The sequence below is a fragment of the Brucella ciceri genome, from assembly GCF_041930145.1.
GTDB classification, from domain to species: domain Bacteria; phylum Pseudomonadota; class Alphaproteobacteria; order Rhizobiales; family Rhizobiaceae; genus Brucella; species Brucella intermedia.
On sequence record NZ_JBHEEV010000004.1, the window covers coordinates 228,105 to 246,689 of the forward strand.

Here is an 18,585-nt window from a genome sequence, read left to right on the forward strand (position 1 = left end):
AACAGGAACGCTGCGATGAACTTCGAACCGCTTCTTCATGCACCGCTTGCCATTCAGATCCATGTCGCGACTGTCGTGCCCGCCGCCATCATCGGCCTTGTCATCTTCATGCGCCGTAAGGGTACGAGACTGCACAAGGCGCTCGGGCGCCTTTGGGTGATTCTGATGGTCGCAATAGCGATCTCCAGCTTTTTCATTCACCAGATCAATCTCATAGGCGGCTTCAGCCCGATACATATTCTTTCGATACTGGTGCTGGCGGGGTGTGCGCGCGCCGTCGTTGCTGCTCGGGCAGGACAGTTAGAGGCACATCGCAGGATCATGAGAAGCGTCTATCTCGGCGGAATTCCCGGAGCAGGGTTCTTTGCCTTCATGCCCGGACGCATCATGAACGAGGTTGCGTTTCCTTATGGATGGAGGTCGTCATTTCTTTTGGCCTGCCTTCTGCTGGCTCTCCTTGCGGCAGGTTTGGTCTATCGAAGCCGAACGGGTTTTCTTGTGAGCAAACTATTGCGAAAGAGTCTTCGTTTGTGATTGACGCTGCCATTTACTTTTTATGTTGCCGTGCCAACTCTTTATGCGACAATTACAGGTATAGTTTGGTGCCGCTTCGTTAAGGGCGGCACGGTGCACGGGAGTTGGTCAATGCGCTGGCAAGGCCGTAGGCAAAGCGACAATGTTGAAGATCTGCGCGGAGAGCAGGGCGGTGGTGCAGGTGGCGGCTTCGGTCGCGGCGGGGGCCTAGGCGGTCCGGGATTTCGAATCGTCCGTGGCGGCGGGATTTCAGGCATCCTCATTCTGGTGGTGATGTTCTTCGTGCTGCGCGCCGTGGGCATCGATCCGCTGCCAATCCTGTTCGGTGACGGCAGCATGGGGCCGAGCGTGACGCAGCAGGCCGACCAGTCGGGACGGACGGTTGCCGAAGGCGGCAATGTTGCCAATGACGAGACGACGCAGTTTGCCCGCACCATCCTTGCCGAGACGGAAGACGTTTGGAGCGGCATTTTCCAGTCGCGCGGCCAGACCTATACCAAGCCGACGATGGTGCTGTTTTCGGGACAGGTTCGTTCGGCCTGCGGTTTTGCATCTGCGGCTTCAGGGCCGTTTTACTGCCCCGGCGACCGCAAGCTCTACATCGATCTGAGCTTCTATAACGAACTGGCCAACCGCTTCGGGGCTTCCGGCGATTTTGCGCGTGCCTATGTTCTTGCGCATGAAGTCGGCCACCATGTGCAGAACCTGCTCGGCATCCTGCCGAAGTTCAACCAGATGCGCCAGCAGATGAGCGAAGCGCAGGCAAACCAGATGTCGGTTCGCGTCGAGCTTCAGGCCGATTGCTTCGCCGGTGTGTGGGGCTACTACACGGAGCAGAAGGGCATACTGGAGTCGGGCGACCTGGAAAGTGCGCTCAATGCGGCCCACCAGATCGGCGACGATACGCTGCAACGCCGCAGTCAGGGTTATGTGGTGCCTGAAAGCTTCAACCATGGCACCTCGGCCCAGCGTGCCAAATGGTTCCAGCGTGGTTTCGACAGCGGAAAGCTGGAATCATGCGATACGTTCAGCGGTGACGTTTAAGATCGTTTCGATGTTGCGGAAAAGGCGGTTTCGACCGCCTTTTTCTTTATCCGGCGGAATTCCATTTTCTTTTTGTCGAAACCGGGCAATATTCGCCTTGTCGTGAAATAATTTTCCAGATAAATGCTTTTTGATCGGCGCGGCCCTTTTCCCGATTTGCAAGCGTGACGCTCAGTTTTGAGCGGCGATGGCGCGCGAGTTCTCCAATCAACACAATTTATGACTGTTCCACCTCGTCCGTCGTGGAGCATATTTCAGGTGTCCCATGCATGATCCCCAGTTTGTACGGCGGGGCTTGTTACTCGTCTTTATGACATTGTTTCTCGACATTATCGGCATTGCGATCATCATGCCGGTTCTGCCGACTTTTCTCGAAGAGCTGACCGGCGCGGATATCAGCACCGCTGCCGTCGATGGCGGCTGGCTCCTGCTGGTCTATGCCGGAATGCAATTCCTGTTCGCCCCGATGATCGGCAATCTGAGCGACCGGTTCGGGCGGCGCCCGGTGCTGCTCGCCTCGATCTTCACCTTCGCGCTCGACAATCTGATCTGCGCGCTCGCAACCACCTACTGGATGCTGTTTGTCGGCCGCATTCTGGCGGGTATCAGCGGAGCGAGCTTCGCGACGGCTTCGGCCTACATCGCCGATGTGAGCGATGACAGCAATCGCGCGCGCAATTTCGGCCTGATCGGCATTGCCTTCGGTGTCGGCTTTGCGCTTGGCCCGGTTCTGGGCGGCTTGCTGGGCGAGTTCGGCCCGCGCGTTCCGTTCTACGGTGCGGCGTTCCTGTCGTTCATCAACTTCATTCTGGCTTATTTCCTTTTGCCGGAAACGTTGAAGCGTGAAAACCGGCGCTCGTTCAAGTTCGCCCGCGCCAATCCGCTGGGGGCACTCAAGCAGATGCGCAACTATCCGGGCATCGGCTGGGTCGTGCTGGTCTTCTTCCTGTTCTGGCTGGCCCATGCCGTCTACCCGTCCGTCTGGGCGTTTGTCGGCGCTTATCGCTATAACTGGAGCGAAGCGCAGATCGGCTTTTCGCTCGGGCTTTTCGGCATTGGCGCGGCATTCGTCATGGCGCTGGTTCTGCCACGGGTCCTGCCGATACTGGGTGAAAAGCGCACGGCGATGACCGGTGTGCTGTTCTCCTGTCTGGGGCTGATCGGCTACGCCATCGCATGGGAGGGTTGGATGGTTTATGCCGTCATCTTCCTGACGGCGCTGGAAGGGCTGGCCGATCCGCCGCTGCGTAGCATCGCGGCGGGCAAGGTTCCGCCTTCGGCGCAAGGCGAATTGCAGGGCGCGCTGACAAGCGTGTCGAGCATTACGACCATCATCGGCCCGCTCATCTTCACGCAGCTTTTCGCGATTTTCACCGGCAAGAACGCGCCGTTCGTTTTCGCGGGCATGCCCTATGCCGTGGGCGCCGGGCTGGTCTTTCTGGCGCTGGTCATCGTGGTGGCGCGGGTGCGGCCTACCGCACCGGCCAGACTGTCGGAGGTCTGACCGATACAAAAAGAAAGGCCGGAGTTTCGCTCCGGCCTTTTCGTTTGATGGTTCATGCGCAGCGTTCAAGCCGCCTGTTCGCGTTCGGGAAGCGGCGCCTGGCCCTTCTTTTCGCGGATCAGATTGATGAAACGGCGGAACAGATAGTGCGAATCCTGCGGGCCGGGCGATGCTTCCGGATGGTGCTGTACCGAGAAGACCGGCTTGCCGACAACGCGCAGGCCGCAATTGGTGCCGTCGAAGAGCGAGACGTGCGTTTCCTCGACATTTTCCGGCAGCGAGTCCGAATCGACCGCGAAACCGTGGTTCATCGAGACGATCTCGACCTTGCCGGTCGTGTAGTCCTTCACCGGATGGTTGGCGCCGTGATGGCCCTGATGCATCTTTTCGGTGCGTCCGCCAAGCGCGAGCGCCAGCATCTGGTGACCGAGGCAGATGCCGAAGACCGGGAGTTCGGTTTCGACAAGCTTCTTGATGGTCGGCACGGCATATTCGCCGGTCGCTGCCGGGTCGCCGGGGCCGTTGGAGAGAAAGACGCCATCCGGATTGTGGGCCAGAACGTCCTCAGCCGTCGCGGTCGCAGGCAGAACGGTGACTTTTGCGCCGAGGCCGGTAAGCAGGCGCAGGATGTTGCGCTTCACGCCGAAATCCAGCGCCACCACGTGATATTCCGGGGCTTCCTGTTCACCGTAGCCATCTGCGAGCGTCCATGGCGTTTCCTTCCATGTAAGGCTCTGGCCAACCGTGACGTCCTTGGCGAGATCGAGGTTTTCGAGGCCGCTCCATGCGGCAGCGCGCGCCTTGAGTGCATCAAGGTCGAAATTGCCGCTCGGGTCATGCGCGATGACCGCGTTCTGGGCACCGCGCTCGCGAATGAGCGAAGTCAGCGCGCGGGTGTCGATGCCGGCGAGCGCGATGATGCCGCGATGCTTCAGCCAGGCGTCGAGATCTTCTTTTGCGCGGAAATTCGACGGCGAGGTGATGTCGGCCTTGAAGATTGCGCCGACCGCGCCGTGCCGGTTGGCGGGCGTCAGGTCTTCGACGTCTTCGGCATTGGTGCCGACATTGCCGATATGCGGGAAGGTAAAGGTGACGATCTGTCCGGCATAGGATGGATCGGTCAGGATTTCCTCGTAACCGGTCAGCGCCGTGTTGAACACGACTTCGGCTTCGACCGCGCCAACTGCGCCGAGGCCCTTGCCTTCGATCACGGTTCCGTCCGCAAGAACCAGGATGGCGGTTCGCTTCTCGACAGTCCAGGGTGCTGTTTTCGGTGTCGTTTCTGTCATGGTCTGCACTCCTGTTTGTTAGCCGCACGCCAGCGTGTGCTGTTATTTCGTTACCAGTTAGTGCACCGGACTGATGGAATCAAATCGAGGCTCTAACTGTTTGTTTGCATGCATGCCTTTGCCCCAAAACCGGTTCCCGCCTTTGGGCGACATGCATTATGCGGCACGCGTTCGCGTTTCACCCCGCCACCGGTAAGGTAGCTTGAAAGATGAAGCGTCAAGGGTCATATATGCGCCAAAAGGCAGCGGGGATTTCAAACCTCCCGCCGCGAGCACGTGCCGATGTCCTGCTAAGCCTTGAGCAATAGAGAAACTTGAAGGCCGGGTCAATCGTCCGAAGCGGGGCTTTCCCGAAATAATGACGATAATCGTCGCATTATTTCTCGGGATGCCGGTTCGGACAGCTCGGCGTTTCTATTCGCTTGCTGTATAGATGCACGAAACGAACAACACAGAACAAACACCGTCAGGAGAGACGTTATGCTTCGCCAGGAGATTTCCCAGGCCCTCACGACCGCGCTGAAAGCACAGGAAAAGCGCCGCATGTCGACGCTGCGGCTGATCCTGGCTGCGGTAAAGGACCGAGATATCGCCAATCGCACCGCTGGCAAGGACCCGGTCGGGGACGAAGAATTGCTGGGCATCCTCGGCAAGATGGTCAAGCAGCGTGAAGAATCCGCCCGCATCTACGAGGAAGGCAGCCGTATCGAGCTGGCCGAAGCAGAGCGTGAGGAAATCGCGATCATTTCCGAGTTTCTGCCGCAACAGATGTCGGACGACGAGATTAAGCAGGCCTGTGCGGATGTAATTGCTGAAATCGGCGCGCAGGGCCTGCGCGACATGGGCAAGTGCATGGCGGTCCTGAAGGAGCGTTATGCCGGCAAGATGGATTTCACCAAGGCTAGCGCCATCGTGAAATCGCTTTTGCAGTGAAAGCGTAAAGCCTGAAGGCTTTCGGCTTTTGATTCAGCCCTCGCTCTGGCGAGGGCTTTTCTTTGTGCTATGCATGGCGAAGGCCAACCAATCACCGGATGCTGACTGATGAAAACAGCTTTGCTTGTCATAGATGTTCAAAACGACATCGTGGCCGGGATGGGCACGCCCGAACGGCAGCCCGCTATCGACCGGGCCCTCGATGAGATCGTCATGCGGCTGCGCGGCTTGCAGGAGAAGGCGCGGCAGGCCGGAATTCCGGTCGTCATGGTTCAGCATGACGGCGGCCCGGGGGACGAACTGGAAAAAGGCACGGCGGGATGGGAAATCCGCGAGGAGCTTGCCCTGAAACTGGGCGACGTTCTCGTTGAAAAGGGGAGTTGCGATTCTTTCCACCAAACGGACCTTCAAACCGTTCTGGAACAGCGGAATATCTCGCATCTCGTCGTCGGCGGCTGCCAGACGCAATATTGTGTCGACACCACCGTCCGGCGCGCCGTTTCTCTCGGTTACGACGTCACGTTGATCGGGGATGCGCACACGACCGGCGACACCGCCAGCCTGCAATTTGCGGATATCGTTGCGCATCACAATGAAACATTGAGCGGTTTCAGGGCGGGAAATGCTCGCGTGCGGGTGCGTCCGGCTGCGGATATTTCCTTTTGAGGCTTGACGCCATGCGGCAGCAGGCATTGCCTGCCGCCGCTGGACCGGCGGTCAGCTCTGCTTGGCGGTCTTGAGGCGCGTATCGCTGAGCAGTCCCTGTTCCTCGAGCACAGGGTAGGCCATCGACGCCAGAAGCGAGTTGATCTGCTTGAGGTCGCGGATCGTGTCGAGATGGATGGAGCTTGTCTCGATGCTGCGGGTCGCGCCTTCGCGCAGGCGCGTGAAGTGCCGCATGCTCGTCTGCTTTTCCAGTTCGCGCAGCTGGTCCTTTTCCTGCACGAGCTGGCGGGCGGTGCGGCCATCGCGTGAAACGATGACGTTGAATGCCATATGCGCATTGGCCAGAACCATGGCGTGGAAATGGCTGAGTTCCTTCCAGCCTTCCTCGGTGAATTCCAGCTGATGGTCCATCTTCTTCTGGACATGCGCCAGCATGTTGCGGACGATGATGTCGCCCACCTGTTCGAGCTTTACGCAGGCTCCCAGCAGTTCCTGCATCCGCAGGGACTCGAAATCCGACAGTTCATGGGTAGCAAGCCTGGTCAGGTAGAGCTTGATCGCGGCGTGCTTCTTGTCCACCCGGTCGTCCAGCGCCGCGAGTTCGTTGATCCGCGCCTGATCGGGCTTTTCATAAAGCTCGATAATGCGGCGCAGCATGACCTCGATCGTGTCGCAGACACCCACCACCTCGCGGGTTGCATTGGCGAGCGCCTGTGAAGGCCGGTCGAGCACGGCGGCATCAAGCGCGCTGTATTCCTCGGTCGCCAGCGGCTGAGCAGGCGCATTGCTGTCGGCGTTGAGGTGCACAAGCGCTTCGGTCGCCCGCAGCACGAGGCCGGAAAGCGGGATGCCTGCAATCATCACGATGACGTTGAACAGGATATGCGCGTTGACCACCTGCGAAACCGGATCGGCGCCGAGGAAGGCGACCGATGGCTTGAAGGTCTGGTAGAGCACCAGCATGACGAGCGATCCGGCACCGCGCATCAGGAGATTGCCGAGCGGCACGACGCGGGTTTCAGGCGGGGCATGACGGGTCAGGATCGGAGCGATGATCGACGAACCCAGATTGACGCCGAGAACCATCACCACGGCAAGTTCTGGCTGGATCAGCCCGCGTGACGCGAACGTGGTGAGGAGGATGACGGCGGCAACGCTTGAATGAAACAGCCATGTCATCAGCGCTGCAAGCAGATAGGCGGTGATCGGATCGCCGGACAGATAATCGACGATGACCGGCAGCAATTCGCTTTGCCGCAGAGGCTCCGTGGCCTGTCCGGTCATTTCCAGCGACATGATGAGAAGGCCGATGCCGACCAGAATACGTCCGATCTGCCGCCAGTCGCGGCGCTCGGTCGTCATGAAGATGCCGGTGCCGATGACGAGGCAGAGCGGCACCAGAAGCGTGAGGTCGTAGCTCAGGATCTTGACAACGAGGGCGGAACCAAGCTCTCCGCCGCGCACGGCCATGAGGCCGGCTATGCCGCTGACAAAACCTGACCCGACAAAAGAACCGACGAGAAGCGTAACCGCCGTCGAGCTTTGCAGCGCAACAGCAAGGGCCAGACCAAAGGCAACGGAAAGCAGCGGATTCTGCATCTGGTTGCGCAGGCGTCTGCGCAGCCGGTCGCCATAGGCGCGCTCCACCCCGGTCCGCACCATGCGTGTCGCCCATAGCAGGAGGGCAACTGCACCGGCCAGATGCAAAAGGACTACAGAACCATTCACGGCAAAATCCCTTCGGGTTGGAGGTGAATATCTGTGATTAAGCTAACGCAACAAATGAAGAAAAAATATGTTCCGGCTAATCAAATTTCCAAGAGATATGGGCTTGTTCGCAATAAAAAGCAATCCATTCCCACAGCGTCATGACGAATATATGACAGTTTTGTGACAATGCGCCTGTCCGCTGGCGGCATGTGATTAGCGGGGAGGGATGCGCCTGCGCGATGGACTGTCGAAGCGGGCGGGCCTATATACTCCTTAGAAGGCAACGGCTGCCCGAATGGCCTGCCCGTATTATCTGCCCGTATGTACTGAAAGTGAAATCTGTAATGCGTTTTCCGCCCTCCTTTCTCGATGAGATCAGAGACCGCGTCCCGATCTCGACGCTGATAGGGACGCGCGCTTCGTTCGACCGCAAGAAGAGCAATCCGCCAAAGGGCGATTTCTGGGCCTGCTGTCCGTTCCATGGCGAGAAGACGCCGAGCTTTCACTGTGAAGACCGCAAGGGCCGCTATCATTGTTTCGGTTGCGGCGTGACCGGCGATCACTTCAAGTTTCTGACCGATCTCGAGGGGCTGAGTTTCCCCGAAGCTGTCGAACGCGTCGCCGATATGGCAGGCGTGCCGATGCCGGCGCGCGATCCGGAAATGGAAAAGCGCGAGGCGCAGCGCGCCACGCTCTATGATGTCATGGAACTGGCTGCGCAGTTTTTTGAAAGCCAGTTGCAAAATGCCGTTGGCGCCAAGGCGCGCGCCTATCTGCGCGACCGCGGCCTTTCGACCGCGACACAGCAGGCATTCCGTATCGGCTACGCGCCGGAATCGCGCAATGCATTGAAGGAATTTCTGGCAGGCAAGGGCGTGTCGCGCGAGCAGATCGAGGCGTGCGGCCTTGTCGTGCATGGCGAGGGAATTGCGGTTTCCTATGACCGTTTTCGCGATCGCATCATGTTCCCGATCGAGGATCTGCGCGGGCGCATCATCGCCTTCGGTGGCCGTGCGCTTTCTGCCGATGCCCCGGCAAAATATCTGAACTCGCCGGAAACCGAACTGTTTCACAAGGGGCGGGTGCTCTATAACGGATTGCGGGCGCGCAAGGCCTGCCAGCCGCAAGGCGGCGAGCCTGCCAAATCCATCATTGCCGTCGAAGGCTATATGGATGTGATTGCGCTGGCGCAGGCCGGTATTCATCAGGTGGTGGCTCCGCTTGGCACGGCGCTGACCGAAGAGCAGCTCGATCTGCTCTGGCGCATCAGCCCCGAACCCGTATTGTGTTTCGACGGCGACGGGGCGGGCCTTCGCGCCGCCTATCGCGCCGTCGATTTGGGGCTGCCTGCCTTGCAGCCCGGTAAGTCGCTGCGTTTCGCGCTTCTGCCGGAGGGGCAGGACCCGGACGATCTCGTCAAGGCGGAAGGGTCGGCTGCGTTCCATGCGGTCCTGCGCGATGCCAGGCCGCTGGTCGATATGGTGTGGACGCGGGAAACGGCGGGCGGTGTGTTCGATACGCCGGAGCGCCGGGCCGAGCTTGAAGCGCGGCTGCGGGAGATTACCAGCCGCATCGTCAATGAAGATATTCGCCGCCACTACAGCCAGGACATGCGCGACCGGGCGCAGGCTTTTTTTGGTCAGGGACGACAGGGGTATCAGGGCGGAGGGCAGCGCAATTCGTCTTTCAACCGCAGGAACGAAGGCGGGCGCGGGCGCGGCGGACCGGCTGGCGGCAGCGGGCGCCTTGCGATTTCCGACAGCCTGGTGCGTTCCACGCTGGTAAAGGGCGGCAGGCCAGGCGCTGGTTCGCACGCTCCCTTGCGCGAAACGGCAATCGTGCTGACGCTTCTCAACCATCCGCGTCTGATCGAAGAGGATTTCGAGACGCTGGCCGCGCTCGATCTGGGACATGAAGCCTTGAGGTCGCTACATCTGGCCATGCTGGACGTGCTGGCTGCCGGTCACATGGAAGATGGCCATGCGATGCGGCGGGCGCTGGTCAATGCCGGGCATGGCGAACAGATTGAAATGCTCGAACTTGTGGTGAAGGGCGCGAAGCTTTGGACCGCGACGGCGCTGGCCGCAGAAGACGATGCGCGGGAAGCGCTTCGGCAGGCGCTTCACTTGCATCAGCGGGCGCGCACACTACATAAGGAGCTGCGGGCCGTTGAGGCCGCGCTTGAAACAGATGAAACGGGCGAGCTGTTCGCACGTCTCAGAGATATACAAAATCAGATTTTGAAAGCTGATGCGACAGAAGCGTTGATCGATGGTTTCGGCCTGTCTTCGGGGCGTCCGCCCGGCGGCTTCTGATTCGGGTTTCACGAATCAGGCTTGCCACAACAGCCGGAAATGCGGGGTTGCGATCCTGCAAACGCGCTCTATCTGGCCGACGGAGAGGCTGCGACAACAAAATGATTCGCTTTTTAAGCGCGAATCAGGTGAGTCGCTCTTGACGTATGGCGTAAATGACGGAATCACGACAGTTCGAACAAGGAAAAGAACAGAAACCGGTGATATCCGAGGCTGCAAGGCGGCAAGCTGGGTACGGGCCGGAAAAGTGGCCCGGAAAGTGGCGTTGTCCGGTTGACCGCCCATCTGCCCACAAGAAATCGGAGATGAAGAAGCCCGATACCGATGGCAAGGTTAATCCGCCATTAACAGGAAATCGGCTACTCGCAGAATCAACTGACGGATTGCGACCTCGCAAAACTGTCCGAGAACTCTATATATCTTAGAAGCGACCGGGGTCGCCTGGAGAAGAACATATGGCAACGAAGGTTAAGGAAAACGAAGAAGCCGAAGTCGAGCGCGAAGGTGCTGCCGACGGTCCGCTTCTCGACCTTTCTGACGATGCTGTCAAGAAGATGATCAAACTCGCGAAGAAGCGCGGCTACGTCACGATGGACGAGCTGAACGCCGTGCTGCCTTCCGAGGAAGTGACATCCGAACAGATCGAAGACACGATGTCGATGCTTTCAGACATGGGCATCAACGTCGTTGAAGACGACGAGCAGGACAACGACCGCGAAGACAACAGCGACGACGACTCGGAAGAGGGCGGCGATCTGGTCGAATCCGGCGGCACGGCTGTTGCCACCACCACGACCAAGAAAGAGCCGACCGACCGTACCGACGATCCGGTGCGCATGTATCTGCGCGAAATGGGTTCGGTCGAGCTTCTGTCGCGCGAAGGCGAAATCGCCATTGCAAAGCGCATCGAGGCCGGTCGCGAAACCATGATCGCCGGGCTGTGCGAAAGCCCGCTGACCTTTCAGGCGATCATCATCTGGCGCGACCAGCTGAACGATTCCAACATCCTGCTGCGCGAGATCATCGACCTCGAAACCACCTATGCCGGTCCGGAAGCCAAGCAGGCCCCGGTGATCGAGCGCGTGGAAGAGGAAAAGCCGCGCGATGACAAGCCTCAGCGCCGCTCGCGTGACGACGACGACATCACCAATGTCGGCGGCGACATGCCCGTTGAAGAGGAAGAAGAAGACGAGGACGAAGCCAACCTGTCGCTGGCGGCCATGGAAGCCGAACTGCGCCCGCAGGTCATGGAAACGCTCGATCTCATCGCCGACACCTACAAGAAGCTGCGCAAGCTGCAGGACCAGCAGGTCGAGGGCCGTCTGGCCGCGACGGGCGAACTGTCGTCCAGCCAGGAGCGTCGCTACAAGGAACTCAAGGATCAGCTCATCAAGGCAGTGAAGTCGCTGTCGCTGAACCAGAACCGTATCGAACAGCTTGTCGAACAGCTTTACGACATCAACAAGCGTCTGGTGCAGAATGAAGGCAAGCTCCTGCGTCTGGCCGAATCCTTCGGTGTGCGCCGCGAGGAGTTCCTGAAGGAATATCAGGGCCACGAACTGGACCCGAAATGGGTCGAGCGCGTAAGCACGCTTTCGGCGCGCGGCTGGAAGGAATTCGCCGCCAAGGAAGAACGCACCATCGACCGGCTGCGTTCGGAAATCCAGATGCTGGCAACCGAAACCGCGATTTCGATCGGTGAATTCCGCCGCATCGTCAATCAGGTGCAGAAGGGCGAACGCGAGGCGACCATCGCCAAGAAGGAAATGGTGGAAGCCAACCTTCGTCTCGTCATCTCGATTGCCAAGAAGTACACGAACCGTGGCTTGCAGTTCCTCGATCTCATTCAGGAAGGCAATATCGGCCTGATGAAGGCGGTCGACAAGTTCGAGTATCGCCGCGGTTACAAGTTCTCGACCTATGCGACCTGGTGGATTCGTCAGGCGATCACCCGTTCGATTGCCGATCAGGCGCGCACCATCCGCATTCCCGTGCATATGATCGAAACGATCAACAAGATCGTTCGCACGTCGCGCCAGATGCTGCATGAAATCGGTCGTGAACCGACGCCGGAAGAACTGGCCGAAAAGCTCGCCATGCCGCTGGAAAAAGTGCGCAAGGTGCTGAAGATCGCCAAGGAACCGATCTCGCTCGAAACCCCGGTCGGTGACGAGGAAGATTCACATCTGGGCGATTTCATCGAGGACAAGAACGCGCTTCTGCCAATCGATGCAGCCATTCAGGCCAATCTGCGCGATACGACGACCCGTGTTCTGGCTTCGCTGACTCCGCGTGAAGAACGTGTTCTGCGCATGCGTTTCGGCATCGGCATGAACACCGATCACACGCTGGAAGAAGTCGGCCAGCAGTTCTCGGTTACCCGCGAACGTATCCGCCAGATCGAAGCCAAGGCGCTGCGCAAACTGAAGCACCCGAGCCGGTCGCGCAAGCTGCGTTCGTTCCTGGACAGCTAAACCGGCCTGGATAGCCAAGCAGAACAAAACATACGGGAAGGGGAGGCGATATGTCTTTTTTGAAGCGTCTTTTCGGTGGAGGCTCTGCCTCCGAAACACCGGCAGAGCCGAAAGAGGCTGGTCGCCTTGAGCACAAGGACTTTCTGATCATTGCCACGCCCTATAGCGAGGGCGGGCAGTATCAGGTCTGCGGCGTCATTTCCAAGTCGATCGCCGGCGAAGTGAAGGAATATCGCTTCGTTCGCGCCGACCGTTGCCCCGGCATCGAAGATGCCGCCAGCATTGCGCTGAACAAGGGCCGGCAGATCGTGGATGAACAGGGCGAAGCCATTTTCCGCTGAGCCATCCGCAAGAAGATTGGAAAAGCCGCGCATCAAGGTGCGCGGCTTTTGCGTTTAGAGCTAATGCTGCTCGCACAGCATGGCGACCATTCTGCGCACGATGGGCAGAATGGCGAGGAGCACCGGAAACGCGACCACCCATGATAGGGCCCAGGCGCCCATCCAGCTCGATGCGAGTTCGGGGTGGGTAAAACCAAGGCTCTTGGCGGTTGCAATCAGCGACACGATGAATGTCATCATGATCGATAGGATGAAAGGCATCACGATAGATGCATAGCGGGCGGGCAGTTTCCTGCGGCGTGCGCATTCAAACCGAGACATGTGTATTCCTGAATATTAGGCGGGAAAGGCGCAACGAAACATCAATGCGAATTGCCGTTCCCGGCGGATTGATGCGTTGCCTGACGTAAGACGCTTACGGTCATCGTGATGACGCCGCTTGATTAACCTGTCCGGGAACCGATTTCAACTGTTCTGAGTGGCGGCGATTTGTCCATGCCATTCCGGACATAATTCCAGTATACGCTGCATCATGAACGACAAACCTTTCTGGCGCACCAAGACCCTGAACCAGCTTACCCGCAGCGAGTGGGAGAGCCTGTGTGACGGTTGCGGCCAATGTTGCCTGCACAAGTTGCAGGACGAGGACACCGACGAAATCTATTGGACGAGTGTCGCCTGCACGCTGCTCAATGCCGAAACCTGCCAATGCCGCGATTATCCCAACCGCAAGAAGACGGTGCCGGACTGTGTGTTCCTGACGCCGGAAATCGTTGACGAGGTGGACTGGCTGCCGGTGACATGCGCCTATCGTCTGGTTGCGGAGGGTTCGGACCTGTACTGGTGGCACCCCCTTGTTTCCGGTTCGCCCGAAACCGTGCATGAAGCAGGCATTTCCGTTCGTGGCAAGGTGACGGCCTTTGATCACGATATGGAAGACGACGACGATTATCTGGACCATATGGTGATGCCGGGCGACCGGTAACGGCTGGCCGGCGGTTTTCAAACATTGCGTAAATTTAATCTGTGGCCGGAACAGAGCGGCACAGAGTTGCAGTCATTATAAGTATTTGAATTTATTCTATTTATGGTGGTGTAGCGCCGATATGCCTTGCGCTTCACGGAAAGCTGAACGGTACATGAATGATGGTTTTTCATTCTGTTCATCTATTGCGGGCTACTTCTCGGATGTCTCAGGCAAGACCTGGAAACAAATCGAAAGAGGTTCAAAGATGTCTGCTATTTCGCTCAAGTCGTTCGTCGTAACCGCCGCTCTTGGTGTTGCCGCCATCTTCACGACGGCTGCCACGGCCAGCGCTGCATCGCCGGTTGCCGTTCCAGCTGTCAGCACGTCGGCAGGTTCTACCATCGTGAACGTCGACTATCGCGGCCATCGCCACGGCCGCCCGGTTTATCGCGGTCCTGCATGCTCGGTCGAAGGCGCCAAGATGAAGGCCAACCGCATGGGCATCCGCAATGCGCGTGTCGTCTATCGCGGCAAGTCGGTTCAGGTTCGCGGCTTCCGCCACGGTCGCCCCGCAGGTGTCGTATTTGCGAATGTACGCGGCTGCCCGATCATTCGCTAAACCCGCTTTGAATTTCAAAAGCCCCGGCCTGCGCAATCAGGCCGGGGCTTTTCGTTGTCGGCAGGCAAAGAAAAGGGGCGCTGGTGCGCCCCTTCCTGTTTGGTCCTCAACTGGACGTTATTCCTTGATCTCGAAAACGACGTTGACCGAGACATTATAGCTGTTCTCGCCGGCTTCAACCGGAACGGAGCCCTGCGGTGCCGCGTCAGCCATGGTTTTGAACTGCGCGCGCGCGATCGGCATCGGCATGGGCGGACGGCTCTGCTCGTTGATCTCGACGAGGCGGCCAATGCCGACACCGGCTGCGTCGGCAAGCGTCTTGGCCTTGGCGATAGCGTCGGTAACGGCGCGCTTGCGCGCTTCGTTGATCGTTGCGGCGGGATTGTCGTTCACGAAGTTCAGGTCGCCGCCCTGATTGATGCCGAGCGTGACCGATTCGTCGAGCACGTTTCCGACCTTGGCCAGATCGCGCACACGCACCGTCAGGCTGTTTGAAACGGTGTAACCGGTGATGCTCGGTTCCTTCAGGCCATTCTTGTCGTCAGGATAGACGTAGCGCGGCTGGATGTTGATGCCGCCGGTCTGAAGATCGCGGTCTTCAATGCCCGCCTTCTTCATGGCTTCTAGCACCTTTGCCATGGCTTCATTGTTGGCCGTCATGGCTTCGCGAGCGGTCTTCGCCTCGCGCAATACGGAGAGATTGAGGATGGCCATATCGGGCGAGGCGGTCATGGTGCCTTCGCCGGTGACGGCGATACGCGCAGGCTGCTTCGTCATCTGATTCTCCTGTGCCAGAGCCGGCAGCGTCAGCGCGCCTGCGAGCATGATTGCAGAAAAGGAGGTTGCAAGAAGAGTGGTAGCGCGGTTGTTCATAAAATCTCCTGTAGAGAAAGTTGAGGCAGCTTTGGCAGGGCAGGCCGTGCCGGAATGGCTGGCCGCCTTGTCTTTGAAATCATTTATTTCTTAAGTTCCCTCTCGTGCATGGAGCAGACGATATCAGATTCGAATTGCGTGCCAAATGCAACCTCCGGTTAAAATGAGAAGCAGGTGTTTCCAGTTTAAGCGGAGCCGCCGGAAGCGCTCTAAGTATTTGTTTCGTCGCATTATCCCACAAAACCGCTGCGCACTTCTGCGGGAAGTGCTCCCGGTTGCATGCTTCGCAACTGAATATGTGCGCATTAGGGCAACTGATGCATTTGACAGCTTGTGTCCCGGCTTTCTTTAGGGTAGGGCAAGGATGCGTGGGGCCTGTAGCTCAATTGGTTAGAGCCGGCGGCTCATAACCGCTTGGTTGGGGGTTCGAGTCCCTCCGGGCCCACCATTTTTCCTTCAGACAGTTTTGTAGCGATAGCAAAATTCCGGACGGGACCTGCGCTTGTCTGTGGGACGCCCCGTTCCAAAAACTCGATCTCCGATAGGCTGGTTTCGACAGGATTGGCGCTGCCGATATCGCGTGTTGAAGCCGCCGCCTGCTTCAACAGGTCGGTGGGCCAGCCGTCATCACAAAGTTTCAACAAATTTTAGCGGTTCGTTAAGAAAATAGTAACGCAATGAAACAATTTTTTAAGTGACGTGAACTGGCAACAAATTGGAGGTTATGGGCGATGAGAAAAAATGCAACCACCGTTGCGCTGGCACTGGCGGGGTTGGTGGCGAGTTCTCTCGCGGCTTCAGCGAAGACGAGTTATCTGGGTGAATTCAGGGATTGGGGTGTTTATCAGAACACCGAACTTGCAGGAAACAAGTGCTATGCTTTGACCGTGCCGGTCAATTTCCATCCAGCCGGTGTGCGGCACGGCGATAATTTCGTGATTATTTCCAAGGCGGACGGACAATACAGCCCGCAACTGGTGATGGGCTATCAGTTGAAGGCCGATAGTTCGGTCAATGTGATGGTGGATGGCGCACGGTTCCCGTTTTTCAGCGAGGGTAATCGCGCCTGGGCGGAAAATGTGGCCGATGAAGCCAAGCTGATACGCGCGATGCGCGCAGGCAAGACGCTCAATGTCCAGGCCACATCGGCCCGTGGCACACAGACCCGCTATACATTTTCCTTGATGGGGCTCTCAGCCTCGTTGCAACGGGTGGATAGCTGCCGGTAGCATAGAAAAAGCCCTGCCGGATGGCAGGGCTTCGACTTGAAATTTCCGGCCTCAGGAAAGCCAAGTCTGACGATTGTACCAATCGTCCAGTTCGGAACGCACACGGTCCTTCTCAATGCCGTAGCGCTCCTGAATCTTGCCTTCCAACTGTTCGCGCCGGCCATTGATCTGGTCAAGGTCGTCATCGGTGAGTTTGCCCCACTGTTCCTTGATCTTGCCCTTGGCCTGTTTCCAGTTTCCTTCAACGCGATTCCAGTCCATTGGTAGTCCTCCGTTCTGGGTTGGTTATGGTTAACTAACGCGACGGAACAGGATTGGTTCAGCAAAAAATTTCAGAATTTTTTTGGAAAGCTTCACAGCCGCAGGTTAGCGGGCTCGGCGAAGAGCGCGTGCCTCTGCCGGGCGCGGTGCGTTCCCGACTGCAGGGCTCGCGATCAGCGTTCTCCCATGTATCCGCGCTGTTTCCATTGCTGCAACGGCATGATGTCCGGCGGTCCTCCGCCCGCCTCGTACCAGGAATCGACGGCCCAGCGCTGGCCCTGCCTGTCTTGGATAACCGCTGTCCAGTGCGGGTAGCGGCCGTCAAAGAAGGCCCCGCGTGAAGCGCGCCGCGCGGCGGAGTGATGCTTCAACCAGCCTCGTGATTGCAGATAATGCAGGAAGTTGTCGGTATTGGTCGATTCATCGATGCAATCCATCTGGCCCCTGATGCGGGCCTTGCCGAACTGCATTTTCGGCTTGTCGCGGACGCCGATGGTCGCGGTGCTGCGCTGTTCGAAGATCGCAACTGCGGCCCGCAACGCCTTCCGTTCGCCATCCGCGCTTCGACCGCCCGCTTGCAGAAGGCCGCGGATACGCTGTTCTTCCTTCGGGGTCAGCGTAACCTTGGTCCGGTAATAACATTCGTAACCGTGGCAGACACTGAAGGTCTGTGCCGAAGCCAGCCCGACCGGGAACACCAAACCCATGAGGACGCCTGTACCCAGCAGTTTTATCAAATGGCCGCTCCGCATTCGATTGAACGAATTTCCGTGCAATTTCAGTAAGATAAAATAGACCGAATCTCCAGCTATTCTAGCGGTGCTTGTGGCTTGTGAAAAGCAGGGACGGCTCCAGACGCTCCAGCCCCTGATAGGGATTTGCGTGAATAGCCAGAATCCAGAGGCAGAACGAGGCTGTCAGGGAGTAGATGACGAGCGCTTTCACGCCAGCCCGCACGCGATCGGCGTGGGTGGCGGCGATGGTTATCGCGGTCAGGAATGTCAGGGAAAGCACGAGATACCATTTGTAATAGTCGATGGAGGTCGAACCGACGGCCAGGCGGGTATTGCGTGCGTCCTGCAATTCATCGAAGTCGTTGATGAGCTGCGAGATTACCGGCGAGGGGACGTCGGTGCGGGCCAGATTGATGATCTCGCGCCTTATGTTTTGTAGCGCGGTTTCGACGGAACCTGCCGGCTCGACATTGATCTTCTCGCGCCATTCATCATCGATGACGGCGAGGCGATAGCCGGTGAGGGCGGTTGAGAGAGCAGGCGCGGCCAATATCTCCGCATTGGAAGTTCCGATGAGGCGGGAAATCGCCGAGCGCTCTTCGCTGACAGCCTGATCGGCGCGGGAATTGACGCTCCATATATCCGCCGCGACGAAGCCGAGCGACAAAGCCCAGGCCGTTGCGATGGTGCCGATGAAGGCGCCGATCGGAATCGACAGAGCATCGCTGGCTGCGTGTTTTGAGAGCATGTCCAGCGCAAAACGCCCGACCGCATAGAACACAATTCCGAGTATGATGAAGGCACCAAACGACAGGTAGATCGGCAGCTCGAAGATAAAGGCCATTTATTCCCCCCTTGGAGCGCTTCCAGTCAATCGGAGCTGCTCCAGCGCATTGTTCTGGCGGATATCTTTTTCGAGAGCCGCTTTCCGCTGCGCTCCGATATCCGGCATAGTATCCGCTAATATTAGGGAGAAGTGGTTGAATTTTACTTAGGCCGAAGGCCTGTCAATCCGGCGCCTGATCATTACCCGTCTTGGGCAGGCATACTGCCAATCGAAACGGGGCGTATAGCAAAACCCGCCGGTCGGGC

General features: G+C 58.4%; 19 protein-coding genes and 1 tRNA gene. 12 read left to right on the top strand and 8 right to left on the bottom strand.

The window, feature by feature from the left end; all coding sequences use genetic code 11:
• Positions 1 to 15: 15 nt before the first annotated feature.
• Together JNC63_RS09850 and ypfJ are read left to right on the top strand one after the other, a co-directional pair.
• Positions 16 to 534 (top strand): DUF2306 domain-containing protein, encoded by a 519-nt coding sequence (locus JNC63_RS09850; RefSeq protein WP_374846286.1) that lies wholly within the window; start codon positions 16 to 18, stop codon positions 532 to 534.
• A gap of 111 nt (positions 535 to 645) precedes the next feature.
• Positions 646 to 1,578: a KPN_02809 family neutral zinc metallopeptidase gene (gene ypfJ / locus JNC63_RS09855; protein ID WP_006471647.1), complete on the top strand. Its 933-nt coding sequence runs from the start codon at positions 646 to 648 to the stop codon at positions 1,576 to 1,578.
• Here ypfJ and JNC63_RS09860 read toward each other — a convergent pair.
• Positions 1,549 to 1,740 carry a hypothetical protein gene (locus JNC63_RS09860; RefSeq protein ID WP_138725351.1) on the bottom strand — a complete coding sequence of 64 codons (192 nt, stop codon included), beginning with the start codon at positions 1,738 to 1,740 and terminating at the stop codon, positions 1,549 to 1,551. The genes ypfJ and JNC63_RS09860 overlap by 30 nt on opposite strands.
• A 103-nt stretch (positions 1,741 to 1,843) precedes the next feature.
• Between JNC63_RS09860 and JNC63_RS09865 the strand changes: the two genes are divergently transcribed.
• The gene (locus JNC63_RS09865) at positions 1,844 to 3,082 is read left to right on the top strand and encodes a TCR/Tet family MFS transporter (protein WP_006467271.1); all 1,239 of its coding nucleotides are present in this window, start codon (positions 1,844 to 1,846) and stop codon (positions 3,080 to 3,082) included.
• Positions 3,083 to 3,147: 65 nt separating this feature from the next.
• Here JNC63_RS09865 and carA read toward each other — a convergent pair whose 3' ends face one another.
• Positions 3,148 to 4,371 carry a glutamine-hydrolyzing carbamoyl-phosphate synthase small subunit gene (gene carA, locus JNC63_RS09870; protein WP_021586922.1) on the bottom strand — a complete coding sequence of 408 codons (1,224 nt, stop codon included), beginning with the start codon at positions 4,369 to 4,371 and terminating at the stop codon, positions 3,148 to 3,150.
• 480 nt (positions 4,372 to 4,851) lie between these two features.
• On the opposite strand from carA, the gene JNC63_RS09875 reads away from it, so the two are divergent.
• The gene (locus tag JNC63_RS09875; RefSeq protein ID WP_021586921.1) at positions 4,852 to 5,304 is read left to right on the top strand and encodes a GatB/YqeY domain-containing protein; all 453 of its coding nucleotides are present in this window, start codon (positions 4,852 to 4,854) and stop codon (positions 5,302 to 5,304) included.
• A gap of 108 nt (positions 5,305 to 5,412) precedes the next feature.
• A complete protein-coding gene (locus JNC63_RS09880; RefSeq protein WP_063620809.1) occupies positions 5,413 to 5,970 on the top strand; it encodes a cysteine hydrolase family protein in 558 nt (185 codons plus the stop codon).
• Positions 5,971 to 6,021: 51 nt separating this feature from the next.
• Here JNC63_RS09880 and JNC63_RS09885 read toward each other — a convergent pair whose 3' ends face one another.
• Entirely contained in the window at positions 6,022 to 7,698 is a 1,677-nt protein-coding gene (locus JNC63_RS09885; protein WP_006467268.1) for a Na/Pi cotransporter family protein, read from the bottom strand.
• Between the two features lie 326 nt (positions 7,699 to 8,024).
• Between JNC63_RS09885 and dnaG the strand changes: the two genes are divergently transcribed.
• The 3 genes from dnaG (at position 8,025) to JNC63_RS09900 (ending at position 12,810) form a co-directional block, all read left to right on the top strand.
• The gene (gene dnaG / locus JNC63_RS09890) at positions 8,025 to 9,995 is read left to right on the top strand and encodes a DNA primase (protein WP_063620811.1); all 1,971 of its coding nucleotides are present in this window, start codon (positions 8,025 to 8,027) and stop codon (positions 9,993 to 9,995) included.
• A 455-nt stretch (positions 9,996 to 10,450) separates the two neighbouring features.
• Positions 10,451 to 12,469 (top strand): RNA polymerase sigma factor RpoD, encoded by a 2,019-nt coding sequence (gene rpoD, locus JNC63_RS09895; protein ID WP_006467266.1) that lies wholly within the window; start codon positions 10,451 to 10,453, stop codon positions 12,467 to 12,469.
• A 50-nt stretch (positions 12,470 to 12,519) separates the two neighbouring features.
• Entirely contained in the window at positions 12,520 to 12,810 is a 291-nt protein-coding gene (locus JNC63_RS09900) for an HlyU family transcriptional regulator (protein ID WP_063620813.1), read from the top strand.
• A gap of 60 nt (positions 12,811 to 12,870) precedes the next feature.
• On the opposite strand, the gene JNC63_RS09905 is transcribed toward JNC63_RS09900, so the two are convergent.
• On the bottom strand, positions 12,871 to 13,131 hold the full coding sequence (locus tag JNC63_RS09905) for a DUF2798 domain-containing protein (RefSeq protein WP_063620815.1): 261 nt from the start codon (positions 13,129 to 13,131) through the stop codon (positions 12,871 to 12,873).
• A 211-nt stretch (positions 13,132 to 13,342) separates the two neighbouring features.
• Between JNC63_RS09905 and JNC63_RS09910 the strand changes: the two genes are divergently transcribed.
• Positions 13,343 to 13,795: a YcgN family cysteine cluster protein gene (locus JNC63_RS09910; protein WP_006471653.1), complete on the top strand. Its 453-nt coding sequence runs from the start codon at positions 13,343 to 13,345 to the stop codon at positions 13,793 to 13,795.
• A 247-nt stretch (positions 13,796 to 14,042) separates the two neighbouring features.
• A complete protein-coding gene (locus tag JNC63_RS09915) occupies positions 14,043 to 14,396 on the top strand; it encodes a hypothetical protein (protein WP_006471654.1) in 354 nt (117 codons plus the stop codon).
• Positions 14,397 to 14,513: 117 nt separating this feature from the next.
• On the opposite strand, the gene JNC63_RS09920 is transcribed toward JNC63_RS09915, so the two are convergent.
• Positions 14,514 to 15,269 (bottom strand): SIMPL domain-containing protein, encoded by a 756-nt coding sequence (locus JNC63_RS09920; RefSeq protein WP_001064928.1) that lies wholly within the window; start codon positions 15,267 to 15,269, stop codon positions 14,514 to 14,516.
• Positions 15,270 to 15,640: 371 nt separating this feature from the next.
• Between JNC63_RS09920 and JNC63_RS09925 the strand changes: the two genes are divergently transcribed.
• Both JNC63_RS09925 and JNC63_RS09930 read left to right on the top strand, forming a co-directional pair.
• Positions 15,641 to 15,717, top strand: a tRNA-Ile gene (locus tag JNC63_RS09925).
• Between the two features lie 283 nt (positions 15,718 to 16,000).
• Positions 16,001 to 16,498, top strand: coding sequence for an invasion associated locus B family protein (locus JNC63_RS09930; RefSeq protein WP_021586915.1), 498 nt, complete (start codon positions 16,001 to 16,003; stop codon positions 16,496 to 16,498).
• Between the two features lie 51 nt (positions 16,499 to 16,549).
• On the opposite strand, the gene JNC63_RS09935 is transcribed toward JNC63_RS09930, so the two are convergent.
• The 3 genes from JNC63_RS09935 to JNC63_RS09945 all read right to left on the bottom strand — a co-directional run bounded on the left by JNC63_RS09935 (position 16,550) and on the right by JNC63_RS09945 (position 18,337).
• Positions 16,550 to 16,759: a CsbD family protein gene (locus JNC63_RS09935; protein ID WP_006467262.1), complete on the bottom strand. Its 210-nt coding sequence runs from the start codon at positions 16,757 to 16,759 to the stop codon at positions 16,550 to 16,552.
• Between the two features lie 173 nt (positions 16,760 to 16,932).
• A complete protein-coding gene (locus JNC63_RS09940) occupies positions 16,933 to 17,496 on the bottom strand; it encodes a hypothetical protein (protein ID WP_245670679.1) in 564 nt (187 codons plus the stop codon).
• Between the two features lie 76 nt (positions 17,497 to 17,572).
• Entirely contained in the window at positions 17,573 to 18,337 is a 765-nt protein-coding gene (locus JNC63_RS09945) for a bestrophin-like domain (protein WP_063620816.1), read from the bottom strand.
• Positions 18,338 to 18,585 lie beyond the last annotated feature (248 nt).

Bases quoted from the DNA above. Each gene is read 5' to 3' on its own strand.
- JNC63_RS09920 (WP_001064928.1), bottom strand. From the start codon at position 15,269: ATGAACAACCGCGCTACCACTCTTCTTGCAACCTCCTTTTCTGCAATC.
- JNC63_RS09900 (WP_063620813.1), top strand. From the start codon at position 12,520: ATGTCTTTTTTGAAGCGTCTTTTCGGTGGAGGCTCTGCCTCCGAAACA.
- JNC63_RS09865 (WP_006467271.1), top strand. From the start codon at position 1,844: ATGCATGATCCCCAGTTTGTACGGCGGGGCTTGTTACTCGTCTTTATG.
- JNC63_RS09875 (WP_021586921.1), top strand. From the start codon at position 4,852: ATGCTTCGCCAGGAGATTTCCCAGGCCCTCACGACCGCGCTGAAAGCA.
- carA (WP_021586922.1), bottom strand. From the start codon at position 4,371: ATGACAGAAACGACACCGAAAACAGCACCCTGGACTGTCGAGAAGCGA.
- JNC63_RS09930 (WP_021586915.1), top strand. From the start codon at position 16,001: ATGAGAAAAAATGCAACCACCGTTGCGCTGGCACTGGCGGGGTTGGTG.
- JNC63_RS09945 (WP_063620816.1), bottom strand. From the start codon at position 18,337: ATGGCCTTTATCTTCGAGCTGCCGATCTACCTGTCGTTTGGTGCCTTC.
- dnaG (WP_063620811.1), top strand. From the start codon at position 8,025: ATGCGTTTTCCGCCCTCCTTTCTCGATGAGATCAGAGACCGCGTCCCG.
- JNC63_RS09850 (WP_374846286.1), top strand. From the start codon at position 16: ATGAACTTCGAACCGCTTCTTCATGCACCGCTTGCCATTCAGATCCAT.
- JNC63_RS09915 (WP_006471654.1), top strand. From the start codon at position 14,043: ATGTCTGCTATTTCGCTCAAGTCGTTCGTCGTAACCGCCGCTCTTGGT.
- ypfJ (WP_006471647.1), top strand. From the start codon at position 646: ATGCGCTGGCAAGGCCGTAGGCAAAGCGACAATGTTGAAGATCTGCGC.
- JNC63_RS09905 (WP_063620815.1), bottom strand. From the start codon at position 13,131: ATGTCTCGGTTTGAATGCGCACGCCGCAGGAAACTGCCCGCCCGCTAT.
- JNC63_RS09935 (WP_006467262.1), bottom strand. From the start codon at position 16,759: ATGGACTGGAATCGCGTTGAAGGAAACTGGAAACAGGCCAAGGGCAAG.
- rpoD (WP_006467266.1), top strand. From the start codon at position 10,451: ATGGCAACGAAGGTTAAGGAAAACGAAGAAGCCGAAGTCGAGCGCGAA.
- JNC63_RS09880 (WP_063620809.1), top strand. From the start codon at position 5,413: ATGAAAACAGCTTTGCTTGTCATAGATGTTCAAAACGACATCGTGGCC.
- JNC63_RS09910 (WP_006471653.1), top strand. From the start codon at position 13,343: ATGAACGACAAACCTTTCTGGCGCACCAAGACCCTGAACCAGCTTACC.